This is a genomic window from Leeuwenhoekiella sp. MAR_2009_132, assembly GCF_000687915.1.
Lineage (GTDB): Bacteria > Bacteroidota > Bacteroidia > Flavobacteriales > Flavobacteriaceae > Leeuwenhoekiella.
On record NZ_JHZY01000002.1, the window covers coordinates 562,993 to 587,265 of the forward strand.

The window sequence follows — 24,273 nt, forward strand, 5'->3', positions numbered from 1 at the left end:
CCAAAATCTTCTATAAACTTTTAGAATATTTATTACATATACCTTTAAAATTCAATTATTTTTTATTTATAAAAGACTGATTTTTATCGAAATAAATATGCTCAATAATTTAATTCTATCCTATTAAGCATATTTAGTCTAAATAAGCTTGCTTAAATTCATTTCTAGTTTTAGCTTCGCGCATTATTTTTAATTAATCTAAACAAAGATGAAATTGAAGTTTCAGTTTTTAATAAGTATTTTATTCATGTCTTGCTGTATATGGGCTCAGGACGGAAAATTATCTGGGCAAATCAAATCCCCAAACAACACAGTTGTTGATGGAGTCACCATTACAATTGATGATACAAACAAATATGCAATTACAAATGAGGAAGGTTTTTATGTAATTGAGAATTTAAAGCCCGGAAAATATGTTTTAAGAATTTCTCATTTAGGATTTCAGCCGGCACAAGTATCGGCAATTATTAGTGCAGGAGAAACGACTCAGATTCCTGTAATACAATTAAAAGAAGCAAACAATCAACTAAATGAAGTTATCGTTTCCGGAAGTTTATTTAACAAAACTCCCAATGCTGCTAAAGCGGGTATACGACCTTTAGATTTGCCACAAAGTGCTGCGGTTATTTCGCAACAAACCTTAGAAAACCAACAAGTTAATTCCTTAACCGATATTTTGAAGAATGCAAATGGGGTTTACATCATGGGGAATACAGGTGGTTATCAAGAAGAGATTGCTTCACGCGGTTATAGTTTAGGAAGCAGCAATACATTTAAAAACGGAGTGCGTTATTTTAATGGAATGAAGTTGGAGACCAGCGGTATTGAGCAGGCAGAAATTTTAAAAGGAAGCGCCGCTATTCTTTTTGGTAATGTTGAAGCCGGGGGTATTTTAAATTTAATTACTAAAAAGCCGCGTTTTGATTTTGGAGGAAAGGTAGATCTTACTTTTGGCAGCTTCAACCTTGTTAAGCCCACATTTGATATTTACGGAGCATTAAATGATTCTGAAACGGTTGCTTTTAGATTAAACGGCTCATATGCTTCTGCAGATAGTTTTAGAAAATTTGTTTCTTCAGATACCTATTATTTCAATCCTTCATTATTATTTAAACTAGGAGATAAGACTAATCTTTTAATTGAGGCAGACTATACAAATGATTCGCGCACACCAGATTTTGGGGCAGGGATAATAAATTATCAGTTAGTAGATCTTCCCAGAGATCAATTTGTTGGAGTTAAGTGGGGATATTTTGATTCTGAACAGGTTTCTGTTACGGCAACTTTAAATCATCAATTTTCAGATAATTGGGGCTTGACCTATATAAATTCGTTTCGTCATTACAATACTAATTTATTTTCGAATACCAGACCCAATACTTCAGGAGGTACGGTGCAGGAAAATGGAGATTGGCAGCGCAATCTTCAGAAGAGAGATACTCGTGATAACTACAACATCAATCAGCTTGATTTAAAAGGTTTATTCAATACCGGTTTCTTAAAACATCAGTTTTTAATAGGTGCAGATGTTGAGAATTATAAAACAAAAGACACGCGTTACAACTCCTTTTCAGATCAGGATAATGGCGAAAACTTCTACGATGTGATCAATATTTTTAATCCTGATTATGCAAATTTTAGAAATGATATTCCAGATCTTGATCAAAGCAGACTTACCACAACTCCGGTTTCACGATTTGGTATCTATATTCAGGATTTGATCGCTGTTAATGATTATGTAAAAGTATTAGCCGGTGTGCGCTATACCTATCAGGATACAGAAAGTGAGATTACAAATTACCCGAGTGGGAACACAACAGTAACTAATTTGTATGACGATGCTTTTACGCCAAGATTTGGTTTAATTCTTCAACCTACACGACACAACTCGATCTTTGCGAGTTATGCAAACTCTTTTGAGACCAATACAGGTCTTGATATTAATGGAGAGGCTTTAGAACCCTCAATTATAGACCAGTATGAAGTAGGTGTTAAAAATGAATTCTTCGGAAGCAAATTACTTCTGAATATCACCGGTTACATTATTAAAAACAGTAATCTGGCACAAACGTCTTTGACAGATAATAACGTGCAGGAACTTGCCGGTGCTACTGAAAGTAAAGGTGTTGAAGTTGATATTACAGCATATCCTACTAAAGGTTTACGTCTTATGGCAGGTTATAGTTTTAACGAGATGAAGTATACTGAATCTAATATCTATGTCGTAGGAAGTTTATTTAGATACATTCCTAAAAATACAGCTAACTTAAGTGCTAATTACACAATAGGCAGTGGTTCTTTACATGGCTTAAATCTAGGAGTTGTAAGTTCGTACTTCGGAACTCGTTTTGCAGGAAGGTCTTTTCAAACTACAAATCCAGATAGTGGAAGACAGCTCATACCACTTTCAGATTATTTTCAGTTAGATGCAACTTTAGCATATACCTTTAGCAACAATATTAGCATACGCGCTAAACTTGCAAACATTACAGACGAATTAAATTATAATGTACATGATGACAATAGTATTAATCCTATTGCACCTAGAAACTATAGCGTTTCAATAGGTTATAGTTTTTAATATTCATCAATTGAATTGCATAAAAAAGAGACCTCATTTGGGGTCTCTTTTTTTATAAGTTTCATTAAAATTATCCTTTTACAGTAGTTTCTGTTTCAGTCATATATTTAGTCAATGGCTGTTTGAGAATACGATTTCCGGTTGCAGCTTTAATTGCATTTGCAACAGCGCCACCTGCAGGAGGCAGGCCCGGCTCTCCAAGACCGGTAGGAGCAATTTCACTTTTAACAAAATGAACAGCTACTTTTGGTGTCTCGTGCATACGTATAAGGCGGTAGGTGTCAAAATTTGTTGAAGAGGGTTTACCATCTGTAAAGGTAAAATCACCATACATCGCGTGACCTATACCGTCTAGAACGCCACCTACCACTTGATTATTTGCACCTGTAGGATTCACTACGATACCACAATCTACAGCTGCTGTAACACGCTCAACTTTAGGAATTCCGTTTTGCATACGTATTTCGGCGACTTCAGCAACGTGAGTGTTATGGCTGTAATAAGCCGAAAAACCTTTAAAAACACCTTCAGGAGCATTGCCCCAATCTCCTTCTTTAGCAGCGAGTTTAATCACTTCTTTCATTCGGGAAGCTGAGTACTGTATACGTTCATCTGCTCCTTCATTAACCTGGTCTAGCAAATCTAAACGTAACTGAACAGGGTCATGATCTAATACTTCTGCAACTTCATCAAAGAAACTTTGCTCTGCAAAAGCCAGAAAGTTTGTGTAGGGTGCGCGCCAGGCTCCTGTCGTTATATTACTGGAGTAATTTGCACTTTCTATTTTTAAATTAGGAATAGCTCCCGCCGGGAAAAAGTGCGGAATAAGACCATACATATTGCTGTTTATTGCCGCTTCTTTCAGTTTGTAGCCGGTAATTTTGCCATCTTTTAGAGAAGCTGAAATTCTATATTTTATCGCAGGTCTAAAAATTCCTGCACTCATATCGTCTTCACGAGAATACACTAACTTTATAGGTTTACCTGCTTTACTTGAGATTTCTGCAGCTTCCAGAACAAAATCACCATAAAGTCTGCGACCAAAACCACCACCCATACGGGTTAGTTCTAAATCTACTTCTTCGGGTGTACGATCTAATAGTTTAGCAACCTGCGCCGCAGTACCTTCTGGAGTTTGTATTGGTCCTGCAAGATGAATTCTTTCCGCAGTAACATCTGCATAAAAATTCATAGGCTCCATACAATTATGTGGTAAAAACGGCGATTCATAGGTGCGTTCTAAAACCTGATCTGCTTCTGCAAATGCTGTATTGACATCGCCATCTTCACGACGTACTTCACCTTCTTTGCTATCTAAAAGACCTATTAGAAGCGCATCATGTTTTTCGGTACTTTCTAAGTTATTATCTTGCCAATTCGCCTTCAATGCTTTTTTACCTTTCATAGCAGACCACGTATTTTTAGCGAGTACAGCTATTTTATCACCAAATTGAATAACATCGCTCACACCACTTACGGCGCGTGAATCTGTATCATCAAACTCTACTAAGGTCTGGCCAAAAGCCGGAGGACGCATTACCGAAGCGTAAAGCATACCCTCTTTTTTATAGTCTAATCCAAAAAGTGGTTTACCGGTCACGATTTTATCTAAATCTACATTGACAGCATCATTACCTATTATCTTAAAATCTTTGGGCTCTTTTAAAGTAACTTCTTCAGGCACTTCTAAAGTTGCAGCTTCTTTAACTACATCACCGTAGCCTAGAGTTTCTCCAGTTTTACTTGTAATTACACCTGCAGAGGCAGTCACATCTGCAGCATCTATTTGCCATTTTGCAGCGGCAGCATTGATCAACATTTGTTTTGCTGTGGCTCCGGTTTGTCTCAATACATCCCAGTTTTGTCGTATAGACTGACTACCACCGGCAACCTGACCTCTATATTTATCAGTGTCCAGACCGGCTTGCTTTACATAAACGTGTTCCCACGGTACATCAAGCTCTTCTGCAACAATCATAGGCATAGACGTTTTTACACCTTGTCCAATCTCTGGGTTGGGTGAAAAAATAGTTACATACCCATTGTCTGCAATTTGTATATAGGCATTAAAATCATTGAAGTTAAGATTGGCAATATCTACAGGTGGTTGTACATCTTCTTTACAGGCTGTAAGAAAATTAAATCCAATTAATAAACCACCACTTGCCAGTGCAGAAGTGCGTATAAACCCACGTCTGCTAAATGTCATTTTTTGTTCTTTTTTCATCATCACTAGTTTAGGCAAGTTTAGTTGCGGCATCTGCCACCGCTTTTTCAATACGATTATACGATGCACAACGGCAAAGGTTGCCACTCATCGCGTCTCGTATTTCAGTTTCTGAAGGTGTAGGATTGTCTTTAAGAAAAGAAGAGGCGGTCATAATCTGGCCGGCCTGGCAATAACCACACTGAGGTACGTCATGTTCTTTCCAGGCGACTTGCACAGGGTGCGTGCCATCATCAGAAAGGCCTTCAATAGTTGTGATTTCGGTATTTTCTAATGAGCTTATCTGTAATAAGCAGCTTCGGGTTGCGGCACCATCAATATGAATGGTACACGCACCACACTGGCCTATACCACAGCCAAATTTTGTTCCTACAAGATCAAGTTCGTCTCTTAAAACCCACAATAGCGGCGTATCGGGATCTGCATCGACGCTCATCGATTTACCATTAACTTTTAGATTGTAAACGGGCATAGCATTTTTTTTTGTTTTGGTTAAATTAATAAAAACTTAACAGGTTTGTTAGACCGTTACTTCTATTTATACAGATTCAAAAAAAGAGAAAGATTATTTCAGATCATTTTAGGTCTCAATGAATTAGATTTATACGGTAAAATAGAGTTATGAAATCTACAGCAATATTAATTCTTGCAGCAGGAAGTGCCAGTAGAATGGGAAAAGCAAAGCAATTACTCCCATATAAGAGCAGCACTTTATTAGGTCATGCAATGATGCAGGCTCTAGCCTCTAAAGCTGAAGTTGTTTATTGTGTTTTAGGGGCCAATGCAGAAGTTATTGAAAAAGGTATTCCACAAAAAATTCACTTAATTTATAACCCAGACTGGGGGCAAGGCCTCGGAAATAGTATAGCGACAGGTATTAAACATTTAAATAATACTCACTTTGATCGTGTTTTAGTGATGCTTGCAGATCAACCTAAAATAGATACAGACTATTTGAATCTATTAATTGATACTGCTGAAGTACACGATAATAAATGCATAGCTTCTGGTTATGGTATTAAAAACGGGGTGCCAGCGGTTTTTCCTAGAAGCTATTTTGAGGTGCTCGAAGAACTTTCTGGAGATTTGGGTGCACGTAAATTGTTAAACTCAGGTTCTGATTTTGTGCTGTCGATTGATGCAAAAAATAAAATTCAAGACATTGATACTCCCGAAGATTATAGACGTTTGCTAAAAAAATAAACTTATTTTTAATCACTGAAACCACAACACGATTTAATCAAATGACTGCTGATCAAGAGAAAAAACAAGCTGCATTAGAAGCTGTTAAATTTATAAAAGATAATATGGTCGTAGGACTGGGTACCGGTTCTACTGCAAAACATATGATTGAAGCAGTAGGGGATCTTGTTAAAAATGGGATGAATCTTACCTGTGTACCTTCGTCTGATGCTACAGAAAAGCTGGCGCGAGAACTAGGTATTACCATTGTTGAACTTCACGAAGTTGATACAATAGATGTCACCATAGATGGTGCAGATGAGTTTGATGATAATTTTCAACTCATAAAAGGAGGTGGTGGAGCCTTACTGCGTGAAAAAATACTAGCGTGGAACACCGCCTATAACATTATCATTGCAGATAGTAGTAAAGATGTACAAAAGCTAGGAGCCTTTAAGCTTCCTGTTGAAGTTATACCTTTTGCTACAAAACAAATTTTTAATTATTTGCAAGCTGAAGGTTTAAAACCTGTACAGCGAATGAAAGAAGAGCTGCCGTATCGTACAGATGAAAATAACAACATATTAGATATCGATATCTCAGGGGTTAATGATCTTCAAAGCTTGGAAATAAAATTACTAAAAGTACCCGGCATCGTAGAAACCGGTTTATTTCTTAATACAACTAGTCTGATTATAGTAGGTAAAGAGGGTGGTCCTGTGGTAAAGCATCGTAATTAAGGTATTCTTACAAAATATTAAAAAGGAGAATCTACCGTAAATAGTTTCTCCTTTTTTTATGCTTTAGTTTAACTGTAAACCTGTTCAAAAAGTGTTGTAATCGATTTAGGCTCGCGCCCTAACAACATCTGTAAGTCTGTGGAAATATTGTCAAATTCTCCTGCTGCTATTCCTAATGAGAACGCTTGCATCATACCTATGATATTTTCTGGTACACCAAAAGAATTCATTGTTGTTCTAAAGGTTTCAGGATCTGGTGATGTGTATCCTATGTTTTCTCCTGTAATTTTAGATATACTTTTTCCTATTTCTTCAAAACTTAGAGTTTCTGCACCATTTAAAGTATAGGTTTTGTTGATGTGGTCAGCTGTATTTTTAAGTACTATCGCTCCGGCCTCAGCTAAATCTTCACGCAATGCAAATGCAGTTTTTCCGTTTCCTGCGGGTAAAAAGATTTGTTTTGATTGCAATAAAGTTTTTTTATCTCCTATGAACATAGGTACGACTTCAGCATATAAATTATGTTGTAGAATAGTATGTTTAAATGCAGCGTCTTGTAACCATCTTTCTGTTTGCATATGAGCATTCATAACACCAAAGAGGGGAGCGTTTTCAGATTCATCTTTTCTGCCTGCACTGGTATAAATTACATGGGAAACCTTTGCATTAACCGCTGCGTCTATTACGTTTTTATGCTGTTTTAATCTTGAATTAATATCACTACCAGAAACAAAATAGAGGTATTTAATTTCTTTAAATGCTTCGGTTAGCGTTTCAAGATTATCATAATCTGCAACACGTAGATCAAAACCATTAGCTTTATATTCCTTTGCTTGTTTACTTTCGGTATCGCGTACCAAGACGGCTATTTCTGATGTGTCAACAGTAGTTAAAAGATGTTTTACTACACTACTCCCTAGACTTCCCGTCGCTCCTGTAATTAAATAGGTGCTCATATTTTTATTTTTTTAGTTATTAACTTACTTTTGGTTAGTCAAATGTATAGTGTAATTAGCTCTTAAGAAAGAACTTACGTTTGAGTAGGTGACTAACTTGAAGGTTATTAATGTTGAAAATCAATTCTTTATGATTGAAAATAGTTTGAATAAATTTACCGAAATTGAAAACTGTCCTGTTCGTAACGTGATGGACCGGTTTGGAGATAAATGGTCTATTCTTATTTTATTGCTTTTAAATGAAGAGCCTGTAATGCGTTTTAACGAGATGTACAAAGTAATTACTTCAATTTCTCAGAAAATGCTTTCTGTAAGCTTAAAATCTTTGGAAGCAGATGATCTGGTAATACGTAAACAATATCCTCAAATTCCACCACGGGTGGAATATATGTTGAGCAAACGGGGGCAAAGCTTAATACCACATCTGCAGAATCTTGCAGCCTGGGCAGATCAAAATCGTGTGGAGATCGAAAAATCTCGTGCTGCTTTTAAAAAATAAAAGCCCGAAAAAATTAATTTTCGAGCTCTTGTATCTACTTAAGTTGGCTGTTTAGTCTTCGATAGTATCTTCATTATTCCAATTAAAATAACCTCCTTCAAGTTCATAGATTGTAGTAAAGCCTGAGTTTTTCATCACTTCGGCAGCTTTATTACTGCGATTTCCAGAACGGCAATAAATATAAACAGGTTTAGATTTATCTAAGGTTTGTAGTTTACTATTAAATGTTGCGGTATCTAAAAAATCGATATTTTTTGCATTATCAATATGACCAGCTTCAAATTCTGAAGCTGTACGAACATCAACTAATGCTACAGTATTATTTTCAATACTACTTTTAAAAGTAGCTTTGTCTAAAACTTCGTGTTTAGACTCTTGCGCGTTCGCTTGAAAAGCAAGCGAAACAAAAAGGAAAAAAGTTAAAAATACTTTCATAATTTTATTTTTTAAGAGTGGAAGGGCATACAAAGTTAGTTGTTTTTAAGTTGGTTTCTTTTAAAGCTTTGTAACCACCCTGCACATCTACTAAGTTATGAATTCCGCGGCTTTTTAAAATACTTGCTGCAATCATACTGCGATACCCTCCTGCACAGTGAATATAGAATTCTTCAGTATCTGGGAAATCACTTAAGTGTTTATTTATGAAATCTAAAGGCGTACTTGATGCAACTTCTAAGTGTTCTGCTTCAAATTCGCCCGGCTTCCGTACATCAAAAACAGGAGTATTTTTATCAGCTAATACAGTAGCTTCTAACTCGGTAGCTGTAACAGATTTTACGTAATCGGTTTGTTTGCCAGCAGCTTCCCAGGCTTTAAATCCGCCTTTTAAATATCCTATAGTCCCATCAAATCCTACTCGAGACAGACGCGTAATTGTCTCTTCTTCACGACCTTCTTCTGCAACTAGTAAAATAGGTTGTGCGGTATCCGCAATAAGAGCACCTACCCAGGGAGCAAAACCACCATCTATACCTATAAATATAGATCTAGGGATATGGCCTTCAGCAAAACTTGCCTGATTGCGCACATCTAAAATAACGGCGCCGGTTTTATTTGCTGCAGTCTCAAATGCATCTGGAGTTAAAGCCTGTGTACCGCGTTCTATTACATCATCAATATCGTCGTAGCCTTCTTTATTCATTTTTACATTAAGTGGAAAGTAAGAGGGAGGCGGTAATAAACCATCTGTAACCTCCTTAATAAATTCTTCTTTAGTCATATCTGCACGCAAGGCATAATTTACCTTCTTTTGATTTCCCAGCGTGTCAACGGTTTCTTTCATCATATTCTTACCACAAGCAGAGCCTGCGCCGTGAGCAGGATATACAATGACATCATCTGCCAGAGGCATAATTTTTTCGCGTAAGCTATCGTATAAATAACCGGCAAGATCTTCTTGAGTTAATTCTTTAGCTTTTTGAGCCAGATCAGGACGTCCCACATCACCTAAAAATAAAGTGTCTCCACTAAAAATAGCGTGATTTTTTCCATTTTCATCTAGAAGAAGGTACGTGGTACTCTCCATAGTATGTCCCGGCGTATGAAGCGCTTTTATAGTAATAGCACCTAACTTAAATTCCTGATTGTCTTTTGCAATAACTGCATCAAATGTAGGGTTTGCATTGGGGCCATAAATAATAGACGCACCCGTTTCTTTAGCGAGTGTTACATGCCCGCTAACAAAGTCTGCGTGAAAATGAGTTTCAAAAATATACTTGATTTTTGCATTATCTGCTTCTGCGCGCTCGATATAGGGTTTTACTTCTCGAAGTGGGTCAATAACGGCAACCTCGCCCTGACTTTCTATGTAATAGGCTCCCTGAGCTAAACAACCGGTATAAATCTGTTCTATGTTCATCTGTTCTAATTTTCTATTACAAAGATAAGGCACCTGTTGTGGTATCTGGGTAACTCGTGTTACATTGATTTAACAGAATTGATTTTTTTGTTTAAGCACCAAATTTTAACCCGAATTGAAAGCGCCCACCATCATCACCTGTAAAGTAACTAAAGCTACTATTTAAAAATGCACCTATACTAAAATTAAGACCGCCTCCATAACTGGTGTGCCACATTTTTGAGTTTTCATTATTGAGCCATACGCGACCTAAATCATAACCTGCAAAGAGGTGTGAACGTACGGGAAAAAGAGCGGTTTTTAAGGGTTTAAATTGATATAAAATATCTGCGGAAGCACGAAGCGATTGGTCTCCTGTAAACCGATCTAGACGGTAACTTCTCAAACCGGAATTACCTCCCAAACGAGCCGCCTGATAAAATGGAATGTCATTACCAAAACGCAGTTGCCCGTCAACCTGTGTTTTTAAAACCAAATCTCTTGAGCTGTCTATCGCATTCCAAAAAGTGATTTTGGGGTCTGCAGCAAAAACGGTCTCAGCAGAATTTAAGTTATCACTAAAATACCCCGAAGCTTCAAAAATCATCCCTCGTGTAGGAAAATTTATGTTGTCTATGCTCTTGTAGGAATAAATTGCACTAGCGGTAGCATATTCATTATTAATGAGATTGTTAGCTGTATTTATTAAAAGTGAAGGGTCAAGTTCAAATTTTTGAAACTTAAGAGAGGTTTCAAATGAACTACCATATTCACCGTTATAATACACGCTTATGCCGCCCTCAAATTTCTGCATATTGATGCGGTTAAAATCAAAATTTGTGGCAGCATTTAAAGTTTCATTTCCGAAGCCAAAAAAGTTTTCTGTATAATTATTTGTGGTTGCAAGACCAGAAATTTTAAAATTCCACTCCGGAAAAATATTTGCAAAATGTACTTCGGCTTTAAAAATTGCTGCCTGCGTAAGTGAAAAATACTGCGCATCTAAGACAAATTGTGAGGTAAACGGGTTGCGTTCAAAACCTAATTTTTGACGTGCAAATCGTAAATGTGGTGCCAATCCCCAGTCAGGATTATAGGGTAATTCCAAGCCAATTTTTTTTGCTTCTCCAGGACGACGTTCTGTGTCATAAATATGGTTTTCATAAACCGAACTAAAGCGCATACGAGCCCCATTATTAGATTCTATTTTATTGCCTTTAGGCTGATCGTATATGGTAAGATTATTTCCATTTTTAAGATCATAAGTATCGTCATCCAGCCCACCTGCAATTACTAATTTAATGCTGCTTGTACCGTTACCATTTGTAGTAAAAACATCATCATCATCAAGACCATAAATCCATATTTCGGCAGTTTCCTGAGGATTAAATGTGCGGTCAAAGAGTAAAGTCCCATCTTCATCATCTTCAATTCTAACTGCTTTTATGCGAGTTGTGCCATCATCATTGCGGGTAATATAAAAATGATCATCCTTATCTGTTCCCTTGAGTGTTTGAAACTTAATATAGAATGCATAGTAGCGCTCTACGATGTCTTTAAGGTTGCTTTTGCGTTTTAGCAAATCATCTTGTAGTTGCAACCAATCTTCATCTTGAATTTCGTCAGGAATGTCTGTAAAAGCTTTTGCAACCACTTCAGGAGTAATTTGTTTTTGAATGTAATCAACAGCGTCTAGCCATTCTTCTTTTGTGCTTTTCTGCAATATAGCGCGATCTAGCGTGATTGCACTTTCACTAAACTTCTCAATAAATTCTATATCTGGACCGTAATTAGCGAGTTCGCGGGTACTTGCCATAAATTTTTGGAGCATTTTGATAATTTTACCATCAAATTTTGAAAATACCTGATCGCGATCGCGGGGTATTGCAATATATGTTGCTACATCTGCACTGTCTTTACGTTCTGCCCAGCGCCACTGGTCTTCATGACGGTCCCAATCTCCCACGAGCATATCAAATACACGTGCTCGTATATAATCGTTTTCTTCAACTACATTTTTCTCATCTTCACGTATGGCTTCAAAAAGATCTGTGGTGCTCTCAACATCTTCGTTAAAACCAAACATATGATCCCCGTTAAAATCGGCATCAGGCTTTTCTACAATCATATACAGGCGATCCCCGTGGGTTTCATTAAAATCACCTAATACTTTCTGTTTAGGAACATAAAATACCTTAGGATGCGTGTGGTTGAGGTCTGCAGCGCCTGCAAGTTTAGGTATTGCAAATGCGCCATAAGGATGTGATGCGGTGTAGAAATCTTCAATAAGGCGAGCAGGTAAGGTCCCTTTAAAATATTCCTGAGCATCCAGATCATCATAGCCAGAAGATTTTAAAAATGCAAATGGATCTTTAGCTAAAGCCCGCATATTGTATTCTCTGTCGTCTTTGTCTACCAGTCGTAATGACTGTGTTTGATGTCCGCCACCGGCGCGTTCAACCTTTAGACCGCCATATAGTGTATCGAGTAGTGCAACGGGAGCCTCAATCTCAACACCATATAAATCTCTATAATGTTTACCCCATTTTTTTTCATATTTATCAGAAACTTCAACTAGTTCTTTAGGATAAATACGTGCTTTTTTTGTCTTCGAAAATGTTACGGGTAACGAATCTACAGGATAAGCTTTTGGTTTTAAAAACGCTTCTTTTGAAAAAGTCTCGACGATTTGTTTTTGAGTATTTAAGGTATAAAAATGCACTGTTGAGGCACCATCTTTAAACAAACGTATTTCTGAAAATCCCGGTTCTACCGAAGCAAACAAGCCGTCTTTACCCAATCTTGCATATTCGGTTTTACTTCCTGTGCCTGTGATTAACTGGCGTATAGAACCGTTTTCTATATACTGCATAGAGCGCTCGTGTGCAGAAAGTACAAACAGTCTGGGAAGATCTATAGCCATCGTTTTAATCTCCTGCATCAAGCTATTCATTAACGGGTTAAATTGATCTTGTTTTGATATGCCGCCCTGTGTACGGGCAAAAGCCCAAATGAAGCCGGCACCGGGTATATAAGCATTTTCGGCAGAAGGTCTATATAAAGCACGGGTACTCATCTCACCACCATAAATTCCGTTAGAATATAAGGGATGGTGCATCACCAGAAGCACATTTTTATGTCGTGCTTTACGCGCCTCATCTTTTAAAATAGTCAAAAATTGTGCGCGCGTTTTAATGCCACATTTGTCGTTAAAACCCGGGTGTTTACTCCAGTCTTCGATATACCATTGAGAATCTACAATAATTATTTCGGTTTCCTCATCTACAGAAATCGTTTCGATAGGACACCCATTTTCTGGTTGAAAATGGTTGTCTTTCCCCATTTTCTTTTCTATAAAATCTTCAATCTTCTCAAGACCTGCAACACCGTGATCGTTCCATTCATTTTCACCGGGAATCACAAGTGTTTTTCCGTTAAAGTCTTCAATTAATTCAATTACATCTTTAAGCTGCTCTTCATTATTATCTTCCGTTAGCTTACTAGCATAAACATTATCTCCCAAAATCATCAGATAATCATTTTGATGCGCTCTTTCCTTTTGAAAATTTTTAAAACCAGTCAAAAGGTCTCTATTAGGTCCTTTTTTGCTAGAGCCCAGGTTTCCTAGTAGAAAAACGCTTCGGTAAGCAGTAGTGTCTATAGATGAAACCCCTATTTTAATTTCTGGATCGAGAAATTGCGTGCGTTTACTGGCGCAGGAATAAATTAAAAATGCAGCAATTAGCAGTAGGGAATAGGTGTGTAGTTTCTGTTTCATTTTGGGGTGATTAATGCGTATTTGAGCAAAATTATTAAATCTGCTCTACGCTTAAAGTTTTTGTGTAATTGTTAACGTTATTCACTAGTACCTTAATAGTTTACAGTTGGGCATTTAAAATCAACAATTGAGTAAGACAGATTTATTGAATACTGATCTTATTAGAATCTTTGAGGTGTCTAATCAAAAATTTGAACAGTTATGATTAAATTATTTATCTGGCTAGTGCATGCAGTTGCTTTATCAACAATGCCACAATCTACATTAGTAACTACTCGTGAGGGCTATGCGCAAAACGTTTTAAATGAATTAGTGACTGAAGTAGTCTACGAGAGTTCTGGAGATTGTAATAACTTTAAAACGGGGGAAATATCATTAAGATTACCCTAACAAAATTTAAGTATGACCAATTTTTTAAAGGAATTAGGAAAAGCTGTTATAGTAGGAATCGCTATCTATATTGTCTTTTTAATCATTCATCTAGGAGGCGGAAATGCCTTGTTATTTAATAGAACACTAGCTGAAGATTTTGCACAAAGTATGGTGTATTCAGTGGTGTTGTATCTACTTAATATGAGTGTTTTTAAATATTACTATGGTAAAAATTTAAACAATTTGTACTCGTATAAGCATCAAATTAAAGCCATCGCGGCAAGTCTTGTAGTTACTGTTTTTGGTATTTTTTTAATACGTATGTTTCTTAAGTCTGTAACACAGGAAATAGATCTTATAAAATTTGTGCAGGAAGAGTCTTATTCAGGATATTGGATGCCTCTTTTTATCGCGCTTGTCTGTAATTTAATTTTTTACTTTTTCTTTTACTACCGGTATAAAAAAGACCGGCAGGTAAAGGAGCAGAAAATTATTGCCGGTACTGCATCGGCACAGTTTGATGCGTTGAAGAATCAATTAGATCCACATTTTTTGTTTAATAGTCTTAATGTTCTCACCAGTTTAATTGAAGAAAATCCGCAGCAGGCACAAAAGTTTACCACCTCGCTTTCTAAAGTATATCGTTATGTATTAGAACAAAAGAATAAGGAGCTTATTTCGCTTGAAGAAGAACTTGCATTTGCTAAAACCTATATGACCTTGCTTAAGATGCGATACGAAGATAGTATTGTGTTTACTATGCCACAACACGTTATAAATCCTGATGCTAAAGTAGTGCCACTGGCTTTACAGCTGCTACTAGAAAACGCCGTTAAACACAATGTTGTTAGTGACCAGCATAAACTACATATTACTATTAAAGAAGTAGGTAACTATCTCATAGTAAAAAATAATCTTCAGCCTAAAAAAATAATGTCAAAGAGCAGTGGTGTAGGACTTATAAATATTAAACAGCGCTATGCGTTATTGACATCACGAACTGTTCAAATTAACACTACTGAAACAGCGTTTATAATTGAAATACCCACACTCACTCACCAATTAAAACAACCGGTTATGAATACAGAATATTACCTCTCAGAAAAGAAATACGCGATGGCTAAAGAACACGTAGAAAAGTTAAAGGGCTTCTATATAAACTTTGGTCTGTACTGTTTAATTATACCCATATTAATAGTGTTAAACCTATACAGTGGCTCATTTCCCTGGGCTATTTTCCCGGCATTGGGCTGGGGGTTAGGGGTATTCTTTCATGGTGCAGATGTTTTTAACTGGAATTTTCTATTAGGTAAAAGCTGGGAAGACCGAAAAATTAAACAGTTGATGGATCAACAAAAAAGAAAGTAATTACAGTTGAGTCACTTAAAATGACAATCGGGTAATTTGAAATTGAATTGAACCTGAAATCGCAGCAAATTTGTTTCAGTATAAACAATAAAACAAAATAAAATGGAAAATTTTGACAAAGAAAACAGATACTTGCAAGCTAAAGAACAAGTAGCAGAAATCAAGAAATTTTACGGTAGCCTTATGAGTTATGTGCTTGTAATAGGGGCTTTAGCAGCACTTAATTATTATACAAACAATCTTAGGTACCCCTGGTTTCTTTGGGCAGCTTTAGGATGGGGAGTAGGTTTATTGTTTCAAGCAGCTAAAGCATTTAACTGGAACCCTATTGTAAATAAAGATTGGGAAAACCGAAAGATAAGGGAGTTTATGGAGCGTGAAGAAAAGTCACAATCTAATATGGGCCGTTGGGAATAACTGAAAATTAGTATATTATGAAAGATCAAGACAAAACCTATAAAGAAGTTGTAAACCGTGTGAAACAGCTTAAAAATTTATACAATCATATTCCTGTTTATATTATCATATCTGTACTTTATGTTGCTTTTTGTCTGGGTGCTTTTGATGGAGGTAGATTTAGTCAATACATTCCATTTTGGTCACCTGTGTGTATGGTAGTTGGTTATGGTTTAAGTCTTGTAGGCTATTCCATTTACCTCAAACACGGAAGATTCTTTGAATCGTATTATAAACAATGGGAAAATCGTAAAATAGAAGAGTATTTAAAACGTGAAGAAGAGCGTGTTTCTTCTTTAGATCGTTGGGAATAAAGATACAAAACAATTTAAATTATAGAACCATTTTTTAAACTATGAATGTACTCGTCATCGAAGATGAAAAACCCGCAGCACGCCGACTCACGCGAATGCTTGAAGCTTTAGCGTTAAATGTACAGGCACAATTAAATTCTGTAGAGGAAGCAGTAAATTGGTTCTCTTCAAATAAACATCCAGATCTCATTTTTCTAGATATTCAATTAAGTGACGGGTTGTCTTTTGAGATTTTTGATGCTGTAGAAGTTACAAGTGCAATCATATTTACCACGGCTTATGATGAGTATGCTTTACAGGCATTTAAACTCAATAGTATAGATTATCTATTAAAACCTATAGATGATGACGAGCTTGAAGCGGCGGTAACTAAATTCAGAAAACAGAATAAACCAACTCAAGATGTTAAACTTAACTTTGACGATATACGCAAATTATTAGGTGTAAACCCGGTTGAGCGCGAGTATAAAAAACGTTTTACCGTTAAGATAGGGCAACACCTTAAAATGATTACTATTGAAGATGTGGTGTGTTTTTACAGTGAAAATAAAGGTACGTATGCGCGTACGTTCGATAAACGCGATTATCTTCTAGATACTACACTAGAACTCTTAGAAAATGAGCTTGCTCCAGATGTTTTTTTTAGAGTAAGCCGAAAGTATTTTGTAAACGTACAGGCAATACAAGATATCATTAGCTATACCAATTCGCGTTTGCAAATAAAACTTAAATCTGGTGATGATTTAGAAATTATTGTAAGTAGGGAGCGCGTCAAGGATTTTAAACTGTGGATTTCTTAATCTAAGCTGAGAACAGCTACATCTGTGTTATTTACAGCCTGTATTTTTTTGGCGATGGCAAATATACCTTCTAAATCTGTGCGGTTGTCAATGGCTTTTTTTGCATCTTCCAGAATAAGGTTAGCTTCCCTGATGAGGGTTTGATCTACATTTTTAATTACGCTTTCTACCTGCAGTAGAAAGTATAGCGCTGTTAACATTTTATGCAGCATTATCACATCATGTTTACAATATACGCGCAGGGGCACAAAAACAAAATAGATGAGTTCCTCAAAATTTAAAGTACGTAGACTTATAACTGCCTCGTCATTTTCATTACGTATAAAACTATAATCTTCTTTTTTTAAGCGTAATGCAAAGAGTTCCGAAAGGTAATCAACACAGGTAATAGCCGTGCCGGGGTCGTTAATACCAGGGCTCATTGCCTTAATTGCGATTTCTGTTAATTGTTTAAAACCTAAAACATAATTATGAGTTACAATTTCGCTACGTGAAAAACCAAAACAGGACAATACCTGCTCTTTAAAATCATCATTTAGATCTATAGAACAGCGTGCAATTGGGATGTTTTTAAGTATAAATGTCCCCTTAGGTTGCATAATATGTATTTTGCAATCTTTCTCTTTACAAATGTCAAGTAGCGTATCAATGGCTATTGTCTGTAGGTAGCCGGTTTTGTCTATACGTATTTCTTGCCAGTCACTAGTATCAGGAAAATCAGGGTGATTTGATTTATTTGTAGTGTTTTCTATAATCTGATCAAGTCGTGTTTTTGCCTTACTGTAAATATTTTCAACAATACGGTTTACCTGTATGGCTTCAGAAATTGAATGAATAAAATAGATAAACAACGCAAGTGTAAGCATGCTAAGACCAATACCTACCAGTACAGAAAATCCCGGAAGTTGGTATTTATTTTCTGTAGGTTCAATACTTAATAAAATGAGGATACAATAAATAAGCGTGGCTATATAGTACCCTAAAACGTATTGATGTTTTTTATTAGAAATAAGTCCGGGTAAAATACGTGGGGAATAATTGCTCGATGCCTGATTTAAAAGAATCATAACCATAGAGAAACTAAAAACCATAAGAGAGATAATTCCTCCAATGAAGGTACTTAGTAAAGTTCTTGCGGTATCTGCATCATTAATAACGAGGTTAGGAGCATGCTCTATAAGAAATCCTGAAATCCCACGGCTTTCTGCATAAAGCATGATAAAACCGGCAATTAGACCTATAAAAGCGATTACAGAAGGGTAAAACCCTATTTTTCCGGTGAGATTTACAATAAAGAGTTTGATTTTTGTAACAAGTTGACGCATTGAACGAATTTCTAATTTAATTATTTAACCTACAGTCTTATTTGTATTCTCTTAACACCTACAGACACTAAATGTTAGTTTTCATCAGAATCTGAGTCTATTCTATTTTCGTTAAAGGCGCTGGGTAATAACTCAGGAATAAATTTAACAAGCAGTGGTAATAAGATACCACCTCCGGGAAGTATAAAAATTGCCAGAGATGGTAAGCTTTTGCAGATACTTAAGAGTTGTGATTTAACTCTTTTCTTTTCAGCTTTGCTTAAATCTCTAAAAGTTGATTGGCTGAGTAACATAACTAAATCTTTACTTTCTGAAAGCTCCTGTATTAAACGTTTTTTATTTCTAAGAATTAGAATTTTAACGGTTTGACTGGTTTGATTGTAAAAGTGTTTTACGGGATTACTATAGTTGAGGTATGATATTTTCTTTCGGTTTTTAACAATAAATTCATGTATATAGGTTGCCGAAGTATTAATAGTTTCTGTAGGCAGCTCCAGTAATTTACCAAAATTCTTAAGAAAGAGATATTCTGTATAATCTAATTTGGCATCATCCCAAATGGCAAGCGCTGCAAGGTCTAACAAATATCTTCGTTGTGTAAGTTTTGGGAAGTGAACTAAGGGTAAATCTTCAATACTTTGTACTTCTCGCATTAAATTACGCGTGTACCGCAGTGATTTCTCAAATAACTTTAGGAGCAGTTTGTCGTAATGCTCTTTCTCTTCTTTTTGTATTAGCGCGAGCCAAATTGTATTCATAAGCGTTGCCTCTAATTCCTGAGCAAATGCTATGCTGTTCTCTCCTTGATCCAAAAAATAATCAAATGCGATAACGTCAAGAAATAGTAGTGCATTAGTAATTACATTGCTAAAGTTTTTCTGAAGAATAGGCTCATTGGTTTGTATACGCTCTTGTATGATTTTTTCTAATGAAGCGGCATTGGGTTTAGGGTTTATAAAACTGCTGAAATACTGATATTCCTTAGGGTTTATCTGCGAGTAAAAGTCTATCACAGCCGCATAAAAATGGGTATCGTCTCTATTGTGTTTAAAATAGATATAGTATAAACAGTCAAAGAAGTTGAGTTTAGCACGCTCAATTTCCGTCCACTGTAAAGGTTCATTAGTACCATAACTCAGTGTTGTTACAGAAACGCCATAAATAAAGCCGGTTTGTAAAAGTTGACTGTAAAGAACATCAGAATTAGGTTCTGTTGCGTGCAGCAATTTTTTAATTACAGATTGATGTTTTGTAATCCATCCGGGAGATGAGGGATTCATACAATTCTATTTATAAAGTTCAATTTGATTTTGTTTATCTTAAAGTTTTGATAATAAACCACTTAATCATTTTTAATAAGGATGCTTATCCAGGATTTATACCTAGAGCGACTCAACTAAAAAACTTTAACAGTATTATTAGCAGAAAGTTTAGATTCTACAAAACCATACGCTTTTCTTTTACGTAAATGTAGTGAATAAGTTAAGTTGGGCATTTAACTTTTTACTATGTAAAAATCCAGTTTCTCGATTTATCGGGGGTAATATGAAAAAGGAAAGGAAATCAATTGGTTAGTTGATTAGTTTTTTTGGATTTTTTGTTAGTTGGAGAACCACCATGTTTTGGAGAAGGCAGGTGGTTCTTTTTTTATGCCCTGTTTTGAAAGTTTTAAACATAAAAAAATGCCTCTAGTTGTCTAGAGGCATTTTTATTGAATTAACGATGTTTTAAGCATTTGTGCTAACAACCCCTAATGTATAGAGTTGTTCCATCGTAGGTGATTCACTACCACCTGCAGGTTCTAATGTTATCCCAAAGGCCTGTGACTCATTTGGATTATCAAATGTAAACACCTTGTTTTCATTTGCGCTAAAGTCATCTAATAGTCCCATACTCGTAGGAGTTAACGGATCAAGTTTTAAGGACCACACCTGGTAAACCATACCTTCTGGAGGTTCTGGTAATCCCATTGCATCTATATATGCTTTATTCTGAGCTTTATCCCAAAATACATTTACGTAAGCATCTGGGGCAACTTGTTGACCTGCCAAAGGAACCTTAGTCACTTTAGGATCTCTTACTACAGCTAAAATAGTTTTAGTCTGTTGTAATGAATTTTCAGCATCTTGCATCTTAGTCTCCATTATCGCTTTTTGAGCTTCAGCAACTCTCAACTCCTGGCGTAAGTTGTTTGTTCTGTTTAACAGAACAAATATTCCTATTAAGAAGATTAGCGAAGCCGCGACACTTATAAATGAGATAAGCTTAGTACGTTTGCTTGCTGCTGTAGGCTGAAGTTGTATAACTCCACTATGATTTCGCAGTTTTGCTTTTATAGCAGTTAACATTTCTTCAGGATTGTAAGGTGCAGCTGCCGTTGCGAGGCTTTGCAAAGCTCCTTCAATTTCTGAAACTTCACTTTCAACCTCAGGATATTGCATAAGTACCTTTGATACTTCTTCACTTTCTTGTGAAGTCAAAGCCCCGTATACATATAATTCGAGGATTCCAGAATCTATATATTCTTGTATATTCATCTTACTCTACTAATATTTCTCTTAATTTGTTAATGCAAAGTCTGTTACGGGTTTTAATAGTACCTAAAGGCATGTTAAGCTCTTCTGAAGCTTCTTTCTGGGTATAACCTTTAAAAAATAATAGATTAATAACCTTTTTACATTCTTCACCTAATGTCTTAATGTACTTGCTAATTCCTATAGCATCCATCTTGTTTGAAAAGCTATTCTTGCTTTCAATTATATCTACGAAATATTCTTGTGTGAGGTTTTTCTTTTGATTCTTAAATGACTTAGAACGTGTCTTATCTATAGCCGCATTGCGAGCTATGTTGAGAAGCCAGGTAAAAAAACGCCCTTTTTTTGAAGAATAGGAGTCACAATTGTCCCATACTTTAATAAAAACATCTTGTAAAACTTCTTCAGAAGCTTCTGTATCGTGTAAAACACTATTAATTACTCCAAAAATGCTTTGAGAGTAGAGACTATACAAACGCTCAAACGCTTTTTCATCTCTTTGTTGTAATCTCAGTATTAAATCGTCTGGCTGCATAGCTAAATTTAGTTGGTTTAAATGTATTAAATAAAACCTAAAAAAGCAGCCATTTGGCTGCTTTTAGTATTATATATTAAGGCTTGTATTATTCAATGATACCACCGCAGCTCACACGAGCTCCTGCGTCACCACTAGGCTGACTTTTAAAATCATCTGCACCCTGGTGTACAATTAAACCTTTACCTACGATATTTTTCATATTATCTTCACAACCTATGCACCACTCATCTGTAGTCATTGTAATTGTACCGTTTCCATTCTCATCTGCCTGAAAATTACCTATATCTCCTTTGTGATAACCTGCAGCATCACCCCATTTACCGTGTTGCTCTTTAGTAGGGTTCCAGTGACCACCTGCTGAGGTACCATCGTCTGCAGAACAGTCTGCATTTTCGTGAATATGTATTGCGTGCATTCCCGGTTCTAGACCTTCAAAAACAGCTGTCATCGTAACTTTACCATCTTCTTCTTTAAATACAGCAGACCCCTCTGCAGTACTACCACTTTTTGAATCTAATTTTACTGTAATTTTTTTAACTGCTGGTGCTTCTTGTACAGCCTCAGTAGTTTCAGTTGTAGTTACTTCTTCTGTTTCTTTGTCTTTATTGTCGTTCTTACAGGAAGTAAAACCTAAAGCTAAAGCAAGTGAAAAAAGTATTGCGTAATTTTTCATAATGATAATTTTGATTGTTTAGTAGAGTACTAAAGTAAAGGATTGCATAACGCCTACCAAAGAATTATATATAGCTTAACAAAAGTATTAAGAAGATGTTAATTGTTAAGGAATCGCAATACATAAATGATGCGGAGTCATAACCGCCTTGACTGAAGTTTTTTCACCTATAAATTCGCCATCAATTTGAAAAGCTATTGGCTTTTTACACGTTATCTCAGCTTCTTTACACGAGATTACAGTTACAAAATCTGGATTGAGCGCCGCGTCATCATAAAAGGTTTCAATAATTCCTTTGACGCTTAAATTTTTAAAAATTAAAACTTCAAAAATACCGTCATCCATTTTGCCTTTTGGATTAATATTTGCCCCGGTACCAAATTTATTAGCATTGGCGATCGCAACTAAAACACCTTGTTCTTTATAATGTTTACCATTAGCGTAAATTTCAACATCAAAAGGATAATCTGAATTTAAAAGGGTAGGTATAGCTTGTAAAAAATAGCCTAGTTTTCCACGTATTTCAGACTTTTCATAATTTTCTATCAATTTTGCATTAACACCTAAGTCAGCGATGTGCAAACAGGTAATTTTATCAATCTCTATAATATCAAGATTTATATACGTATTACCGAGCGCGATTCTGAGCTGATCTTGTAATTTTTCAGGAATATTAAAATTAGAAGCTAATCCGTTTGCAGAGCCCGAAGGCAGTAAACCTATTTTTAAATCTTTTGTTTTTAAAATTTCGGCCACTTCGCGTATAGTACCGTCACCGCCTGAAATGATTACCCTATCAATTTGATGTAATTCAATAAGTCTATTTATAGCCTCATTATCATCATCACCAGTGGTCTCATAGACTACAGGAGTATTCCCGTTATCGTTAACGTGATTTTTAAAAGCCTCAATTATGGGCTTTTTGTCTGTACCTCCCGCAATGGGATTAATGACAAGGAGAATGGTCTTTTGTGCTTTCATTAAGTAAATTTCGATTTAAAATTAGGTATTTTGAACACCTGAAAACGTTAACAAACTACCAATAGTGAAACTAGATTTACAATTATATAGAGGTTATGTAAATGAAGGTGAACTCATTGTTTTTGGACATGTGTTTAAATCCTGGGCTCCAGATAAATATCAGGTAGATCGTAAAGGTTTTAAACATGCCTTTTCTGTACTTCATATGTTTATAATTTCACCCTTAAAAGATGTTGAAGTACGACTTAAGTTTAAAAACCTTGACATTACAACGTTGACTATGCAGGACGGGTATTTTCGATTTACGGTTCCGTTTACCGATAGTCTGGAAAGTGGCTGGCACAAGTATGAAGTGAGTTGCAAACCCGAAGAAGCAACGTACGGAATTGTAGAGAAAGCAGATTTGCTAAAGCCTTTTGAAAGCGAACTAAGTATTATCTCAGATATAGACGATACTTTTTTGATTTCGCATAGCGGAAACCTATTTAAAAAACTCTATGTGATGCTGGCGCGTAATGTGAATAAAAGAAAAACTTTTGAAGACGTTGTTAAACATTATGACGCTTTAAGTAACAGCGGGCATAAGGCAGAGGGGCAAAGCAATTCTTTTTTTTATGTATCAAGTAGCGAATGGAATTTGTATGATTTTATCGTACAGTTTACAAAATTACAGCGGTTACCTAAAGCTGTAATAAAATTGAAAGATATCAAAACCGGGATCTCAGATTTCTTAACGACCGGAGGCGGAGATCACGATCACAAATTTGTAAAAATAAAGGATATAATTTCGTTTTATCCAAAACAGCAATACGTGCTTTTGGGTGACGACTCACAACAAGATGCATTTATATATGAGCGTATCTGTAAAACCTTTCCTAAGAATATTAAGGCTGTTTATTTAAGACAGACCAGACGCTCTAAAAAAGTAAAAGTACAAGAGGCACTCTCTAAAATGGAACGCCTGCAAGTAGCTACCTGTTATTTTAAAAAAAGTAACCAGGCTATTTCACATTCTAAAGAAGTGGGCATTATCAAAACTTGAAACTCACCAGGTTGTAAAAAAAAAGCCCGGAAGTAACGTGCTTCCGGGCTTTTATATAAATTAATAATCA

General features: G+C 35.9%; 22 protein-coding genes. 10 read left to right on the forward strand and 12 right to left on the reverse strand.

What is annotated here, in order from left to right; genetic code table 11:
• Nucleotides 1–208: 208 nt before the first annotated feature.
• A complete protein-coding gene (locus P164_RS02395) occupies nt 209–2,581 on the forward strand; it encodes a TonB-dependent receptor (RefSeq protein WP_081817301.1) in 2,373 nt (790 codons plus the stop codon).
• A gap of 70 nt (nt 2,582–2,651) precedes the next feature.
• On the opposite strand, the gene P164_RS02400 is transcribed toward P164_RS02395, so the two are convergent.
• Entirely contained in the window at nt 2,652–4,808 is a 2,157-nt protein-coding gene (locus P164_RS02400; RefSeq protein WP_035899308.1) for a xanthine dehydrogenase family protein molybdopterin-binding subunit, read from the reverse strand.
• A 10-nt stretch (nt 4,809–4,818) separates the two neighbouring features.
• A complete protein-coding gene (locus tag P164_RS02405; protein ID WP_028374884.1) occupies nt 4,819–5,280 on the reverse strand; it encodes a (2Fe-2S)-binding protein in 462 nt (153 codons plus the stop codon).
• Nucleotides 5,281–5,429: 149 nt separating this feature from the next.
• Between P164_RS02405 and P164_RS02410 the strand changes: the two genes are divergently transcribed.
• Complete coding sequence (locus P164_RS02410; RefSeq protein WP_028374885.1) at nt 5,430–6,011, forward strand: NTP transferase domain-containing protein; 582 nt, start codon at nt 5,430–5,432, stop codon at nt 6,009–6,011.
• A gap of 41 nt (nt 6,012–6,052) precedes the next feature.
• Nucleotides 6,053–6,730: a ribose-5-phosphate isomerase RpiA gene (gene rpiA, locus P164_RS02415; RefSeq protein WP_028374886.1), complete on the forward strand. Its 678-nt coding sequence runs from the start codon at nt 6,053–6,055 to the stop codon at nt 6,728–6,730.
• Nucleotides 6,731–6,798: 68 nt separating this feature from the next.
• Here rpiA and P164_RS02420 read toward each other — a convergent pair whose 3' ends face one another.
• Nucleotides 6,799–7,686, reverse strand: a complete 888-nt coding sequence (locus P164_RS02420) for an SDR family oxidoreductase (RefSeq protein WP_028374887.1) — start codon at nt 7,684–7,686, stop codon at nt 6,799–6,801.
• Nucleotides 7,687–7,816: 130 nt separating this feature from the next.
• Between P164_RS02420 and P164_RS02425 the strand changes: the two genes are divergently transcribed.
• On the forward strand, nt 7,817–8,185 hold the full coding sequence (locus P164_RS02425) for a winged helix-turn-helix transcriptional regulator (RefSeq protein WP_028374888.1): 369 nt from the start codon (nt 7,817–7,819) through the stop codon (nt 8,183–8,185).
• Nucleotides 8,186–8,236: 51 nt separating this feature from the next.
• On the opposite strand, the gene P164_RS02430 is transcribed toward P164_RS02425, so the two are convergent.
• The 3 genes from P164_RS02430 to P164_RS02440 form a co-directional block, all read right to left on the reverse strand.
• Nucleotides 8,237–8,620 carry a rhodanese-like domain-containing protein gene (locus tag P164_RS02430; RefSeq protein ID WP_028374889.1) on the reverse strand — a complete coding sequence of 128 codons (384 nt, stop codon included), beginning with the start codon at nt 8,618–8,620 and terminating at the stop codon, nt 8,237–8,239.
• Nucleotides 8,621–8,624: 4 nt separating this feature from the next.
• Nucleotides 8,625–10,043: an MBL fold metallo-hydrolase gene (locus P164_RS02435; RefSeq protein ID WP_028374890.1), complete on the reverse strand. Its 1,419-nt coding sequence runs from the start codon at nt 10,041–10,043 to the stop codon at nt 8,625–8,627.
• 91 nt (nt 10,044–10,134) lie between these two features.
• Complete coding sequence (locus P164_RS02440; protein ID WP_028374891.1) at nt 10,135–13,800, reverse strand: hypothetical protein; 3,666 nt, start codon at nt 13,798–13,800, stop codon at nt 10,135–10,137.
• A gap of 201 nt (nt 13,801–14,001) precedes the next feature.
• Here P164_RS02440 and P164_RS02445 point away from each other — a divergent pair, with 201 nt between their 5' ends.
• The 5 genes from P164_RS02445 to P164_RS02465 all read left to right on the forward strand — a co-directional run bounded on the left by P164_RS02445 (nt 14,002) and on the right by P164_RS02465 (nt 17,110).
• A complete protein-coding gene (locus P164_RS02445) occupies nt 14,002–14,190 on the forward strand; it encodes a hypothetical protein (protein WP_028374892.1) in 189 nt (62 codons plus the stop codon).
• A gap of 12 nt (nt 14,191–14,202) precedes the next feature.
• Nucleotides 14,203–15,540 (forward strand): 2TM domain-containing protein, encoded by a 1,338-nt coding sequence (locus P164_RS02450; RefSeq protein WP_028374893.1) that lies wholly within the window; start codon nt 14,203–14,205, stop codon nt 15,538–15,540.
• A gap of 102 nt (nt 15,541–15,642) precedes the next feature.
• Nucleotides 15,643–15,957 carry a 2TM domain-containing protein gene (locus P164_RS02455; RefSeq protein WP_028374894.1) on the forward strand — a complete coding sequence of 105 codons (315 nt, stop codon included), beginning with the start codon at nt 15,643–15,645 and terminating at the stop codon, nt 15,955–15,957.
• A 17-nt stretch (nt 15,958–15,974) separates the two neighbouring features.
• Entirely contained in the window at nt 15,975–16,310 is a 336-nt protein-coding gene (locus tag P164_RS02460; RefSeq protein ID WP_028374895.1) for a 2TM domain-containing protein, read from the forward strand.
• Nucleotides 16,311–16,351: 41 nt separating this feature from the next.
• Nucleotides 16,352–17,110: a LytR/AlgR family response regulator transcription factor gene (locus P164_RS02465; protein WP_028374896.1), complete on the forward strand. Its 759-nt coding sequence runs from the start codon at nt 16,352–16,354 to the stop codon at nt 17,108–17,110.
• Here P164_RS02465 and P164_RS02470 read toward each other — a convergent pair.
• The 6 genes from P164_RS02470 to P164_RS02495 all read right to left on the reverse strand — a co-directional run bounded on the left by P164_RS02470 (nt 17,107) and on the right by P164_RS02495 (nt 23,161).
• Nucleotides 17,107–18,435 carry a DUF2254 domain-containing protein gene (locus P164_RS02470; RefSeq protein ID WP_028374897.1) on the reverse strand — a complete coding sequence of 443 codons (1,329 nt, stop codon included), beginning with the start codon at nt 18,433–18,435 and terminating at the stop codon, nt 17,107–17,109. The genes P164_RS02465 and P164_RS02470 overlap by 4 nt on opposite strands.
• Nucleotides 18,436–18,509: 74 nt before the next feature.
• Nucleotides 18,510–19,715: an LETM1-related biofilm-associated protein gene (locus P164_RS02475; protein WP_028374898.1), complete on the reverse strand. Its 1,206-nt coding sequence runs from the start codon at nt 19,713–19,715 to the stop codon at nt 18,510–18,512.
• Between the two features lie 447 nt (nt 19,716–20,162).
• Nucleotides 20,163–20,972: an anti-sigma factor domain-containing protein gene (locus P164_RS02480; protein ID WP_028374899.1), complete on the reverse strand. Its 810-nt coding sequence runs from the start codon at nt 20,970–20,972 to the stop codon at nt 20,163–20,165.
• 1 nt (nt 20,973) lies between these two features.
• Complete coding sequence (locus P164_RS02485) at nt 20,974–21,504, reverse strand: RNA polymerase sigma factor (protein ID WP_028374900.1); 531 nt, start codon at nt 21,502–21,504, stop codon at nt 20,974–20,976.
• A gap of 88 nt (nt 21,505–21,592) precedes the next feature.
• Nucleotides 21,593–22,180 carry a superoxide dismutase family protein gene (locus P164_RS02490; RefSeq protein WP_028374901.1) on the reverse strand — a complete coding sequence of 196 codons (588 nt, stop codon included), beginning with the start codon at nt 22,178–22,180 and terminating at the stop codon, nt 21,593–21,595.
• A gap of 105 nt (nt 22,181–22,285) precedes the next feature.
• Nucleotides 22,286–23,161, reverse strand: coding sequence for a diacylglycerol/lipid kinase family protein (locus P164_RS02495; protein WP_028374902.1), 876 nt, complete (start codon nt 23,159–23,161; stop codon nt 22,286–22,288).
• A gap of 64 nt (nt 23,162–23,225) precedes the next feature.
• Here P164_RS02495 and P164_RS02500 point away from each other — a divergent pair, with 64 nt between their 5' ends.
• Nucleotides 23,226–24,203, forward strand: coding sequence for an App1 family protein (locus P164_RS02500; protein ID WP_028374903.1), 978 nt, complete (start codon nt 23,226–23,228; stop codon nt 24,201–24,203).
• The last annotated feature ends 70 nt before the right edge of the window (nt 24,204–24,273 follow it).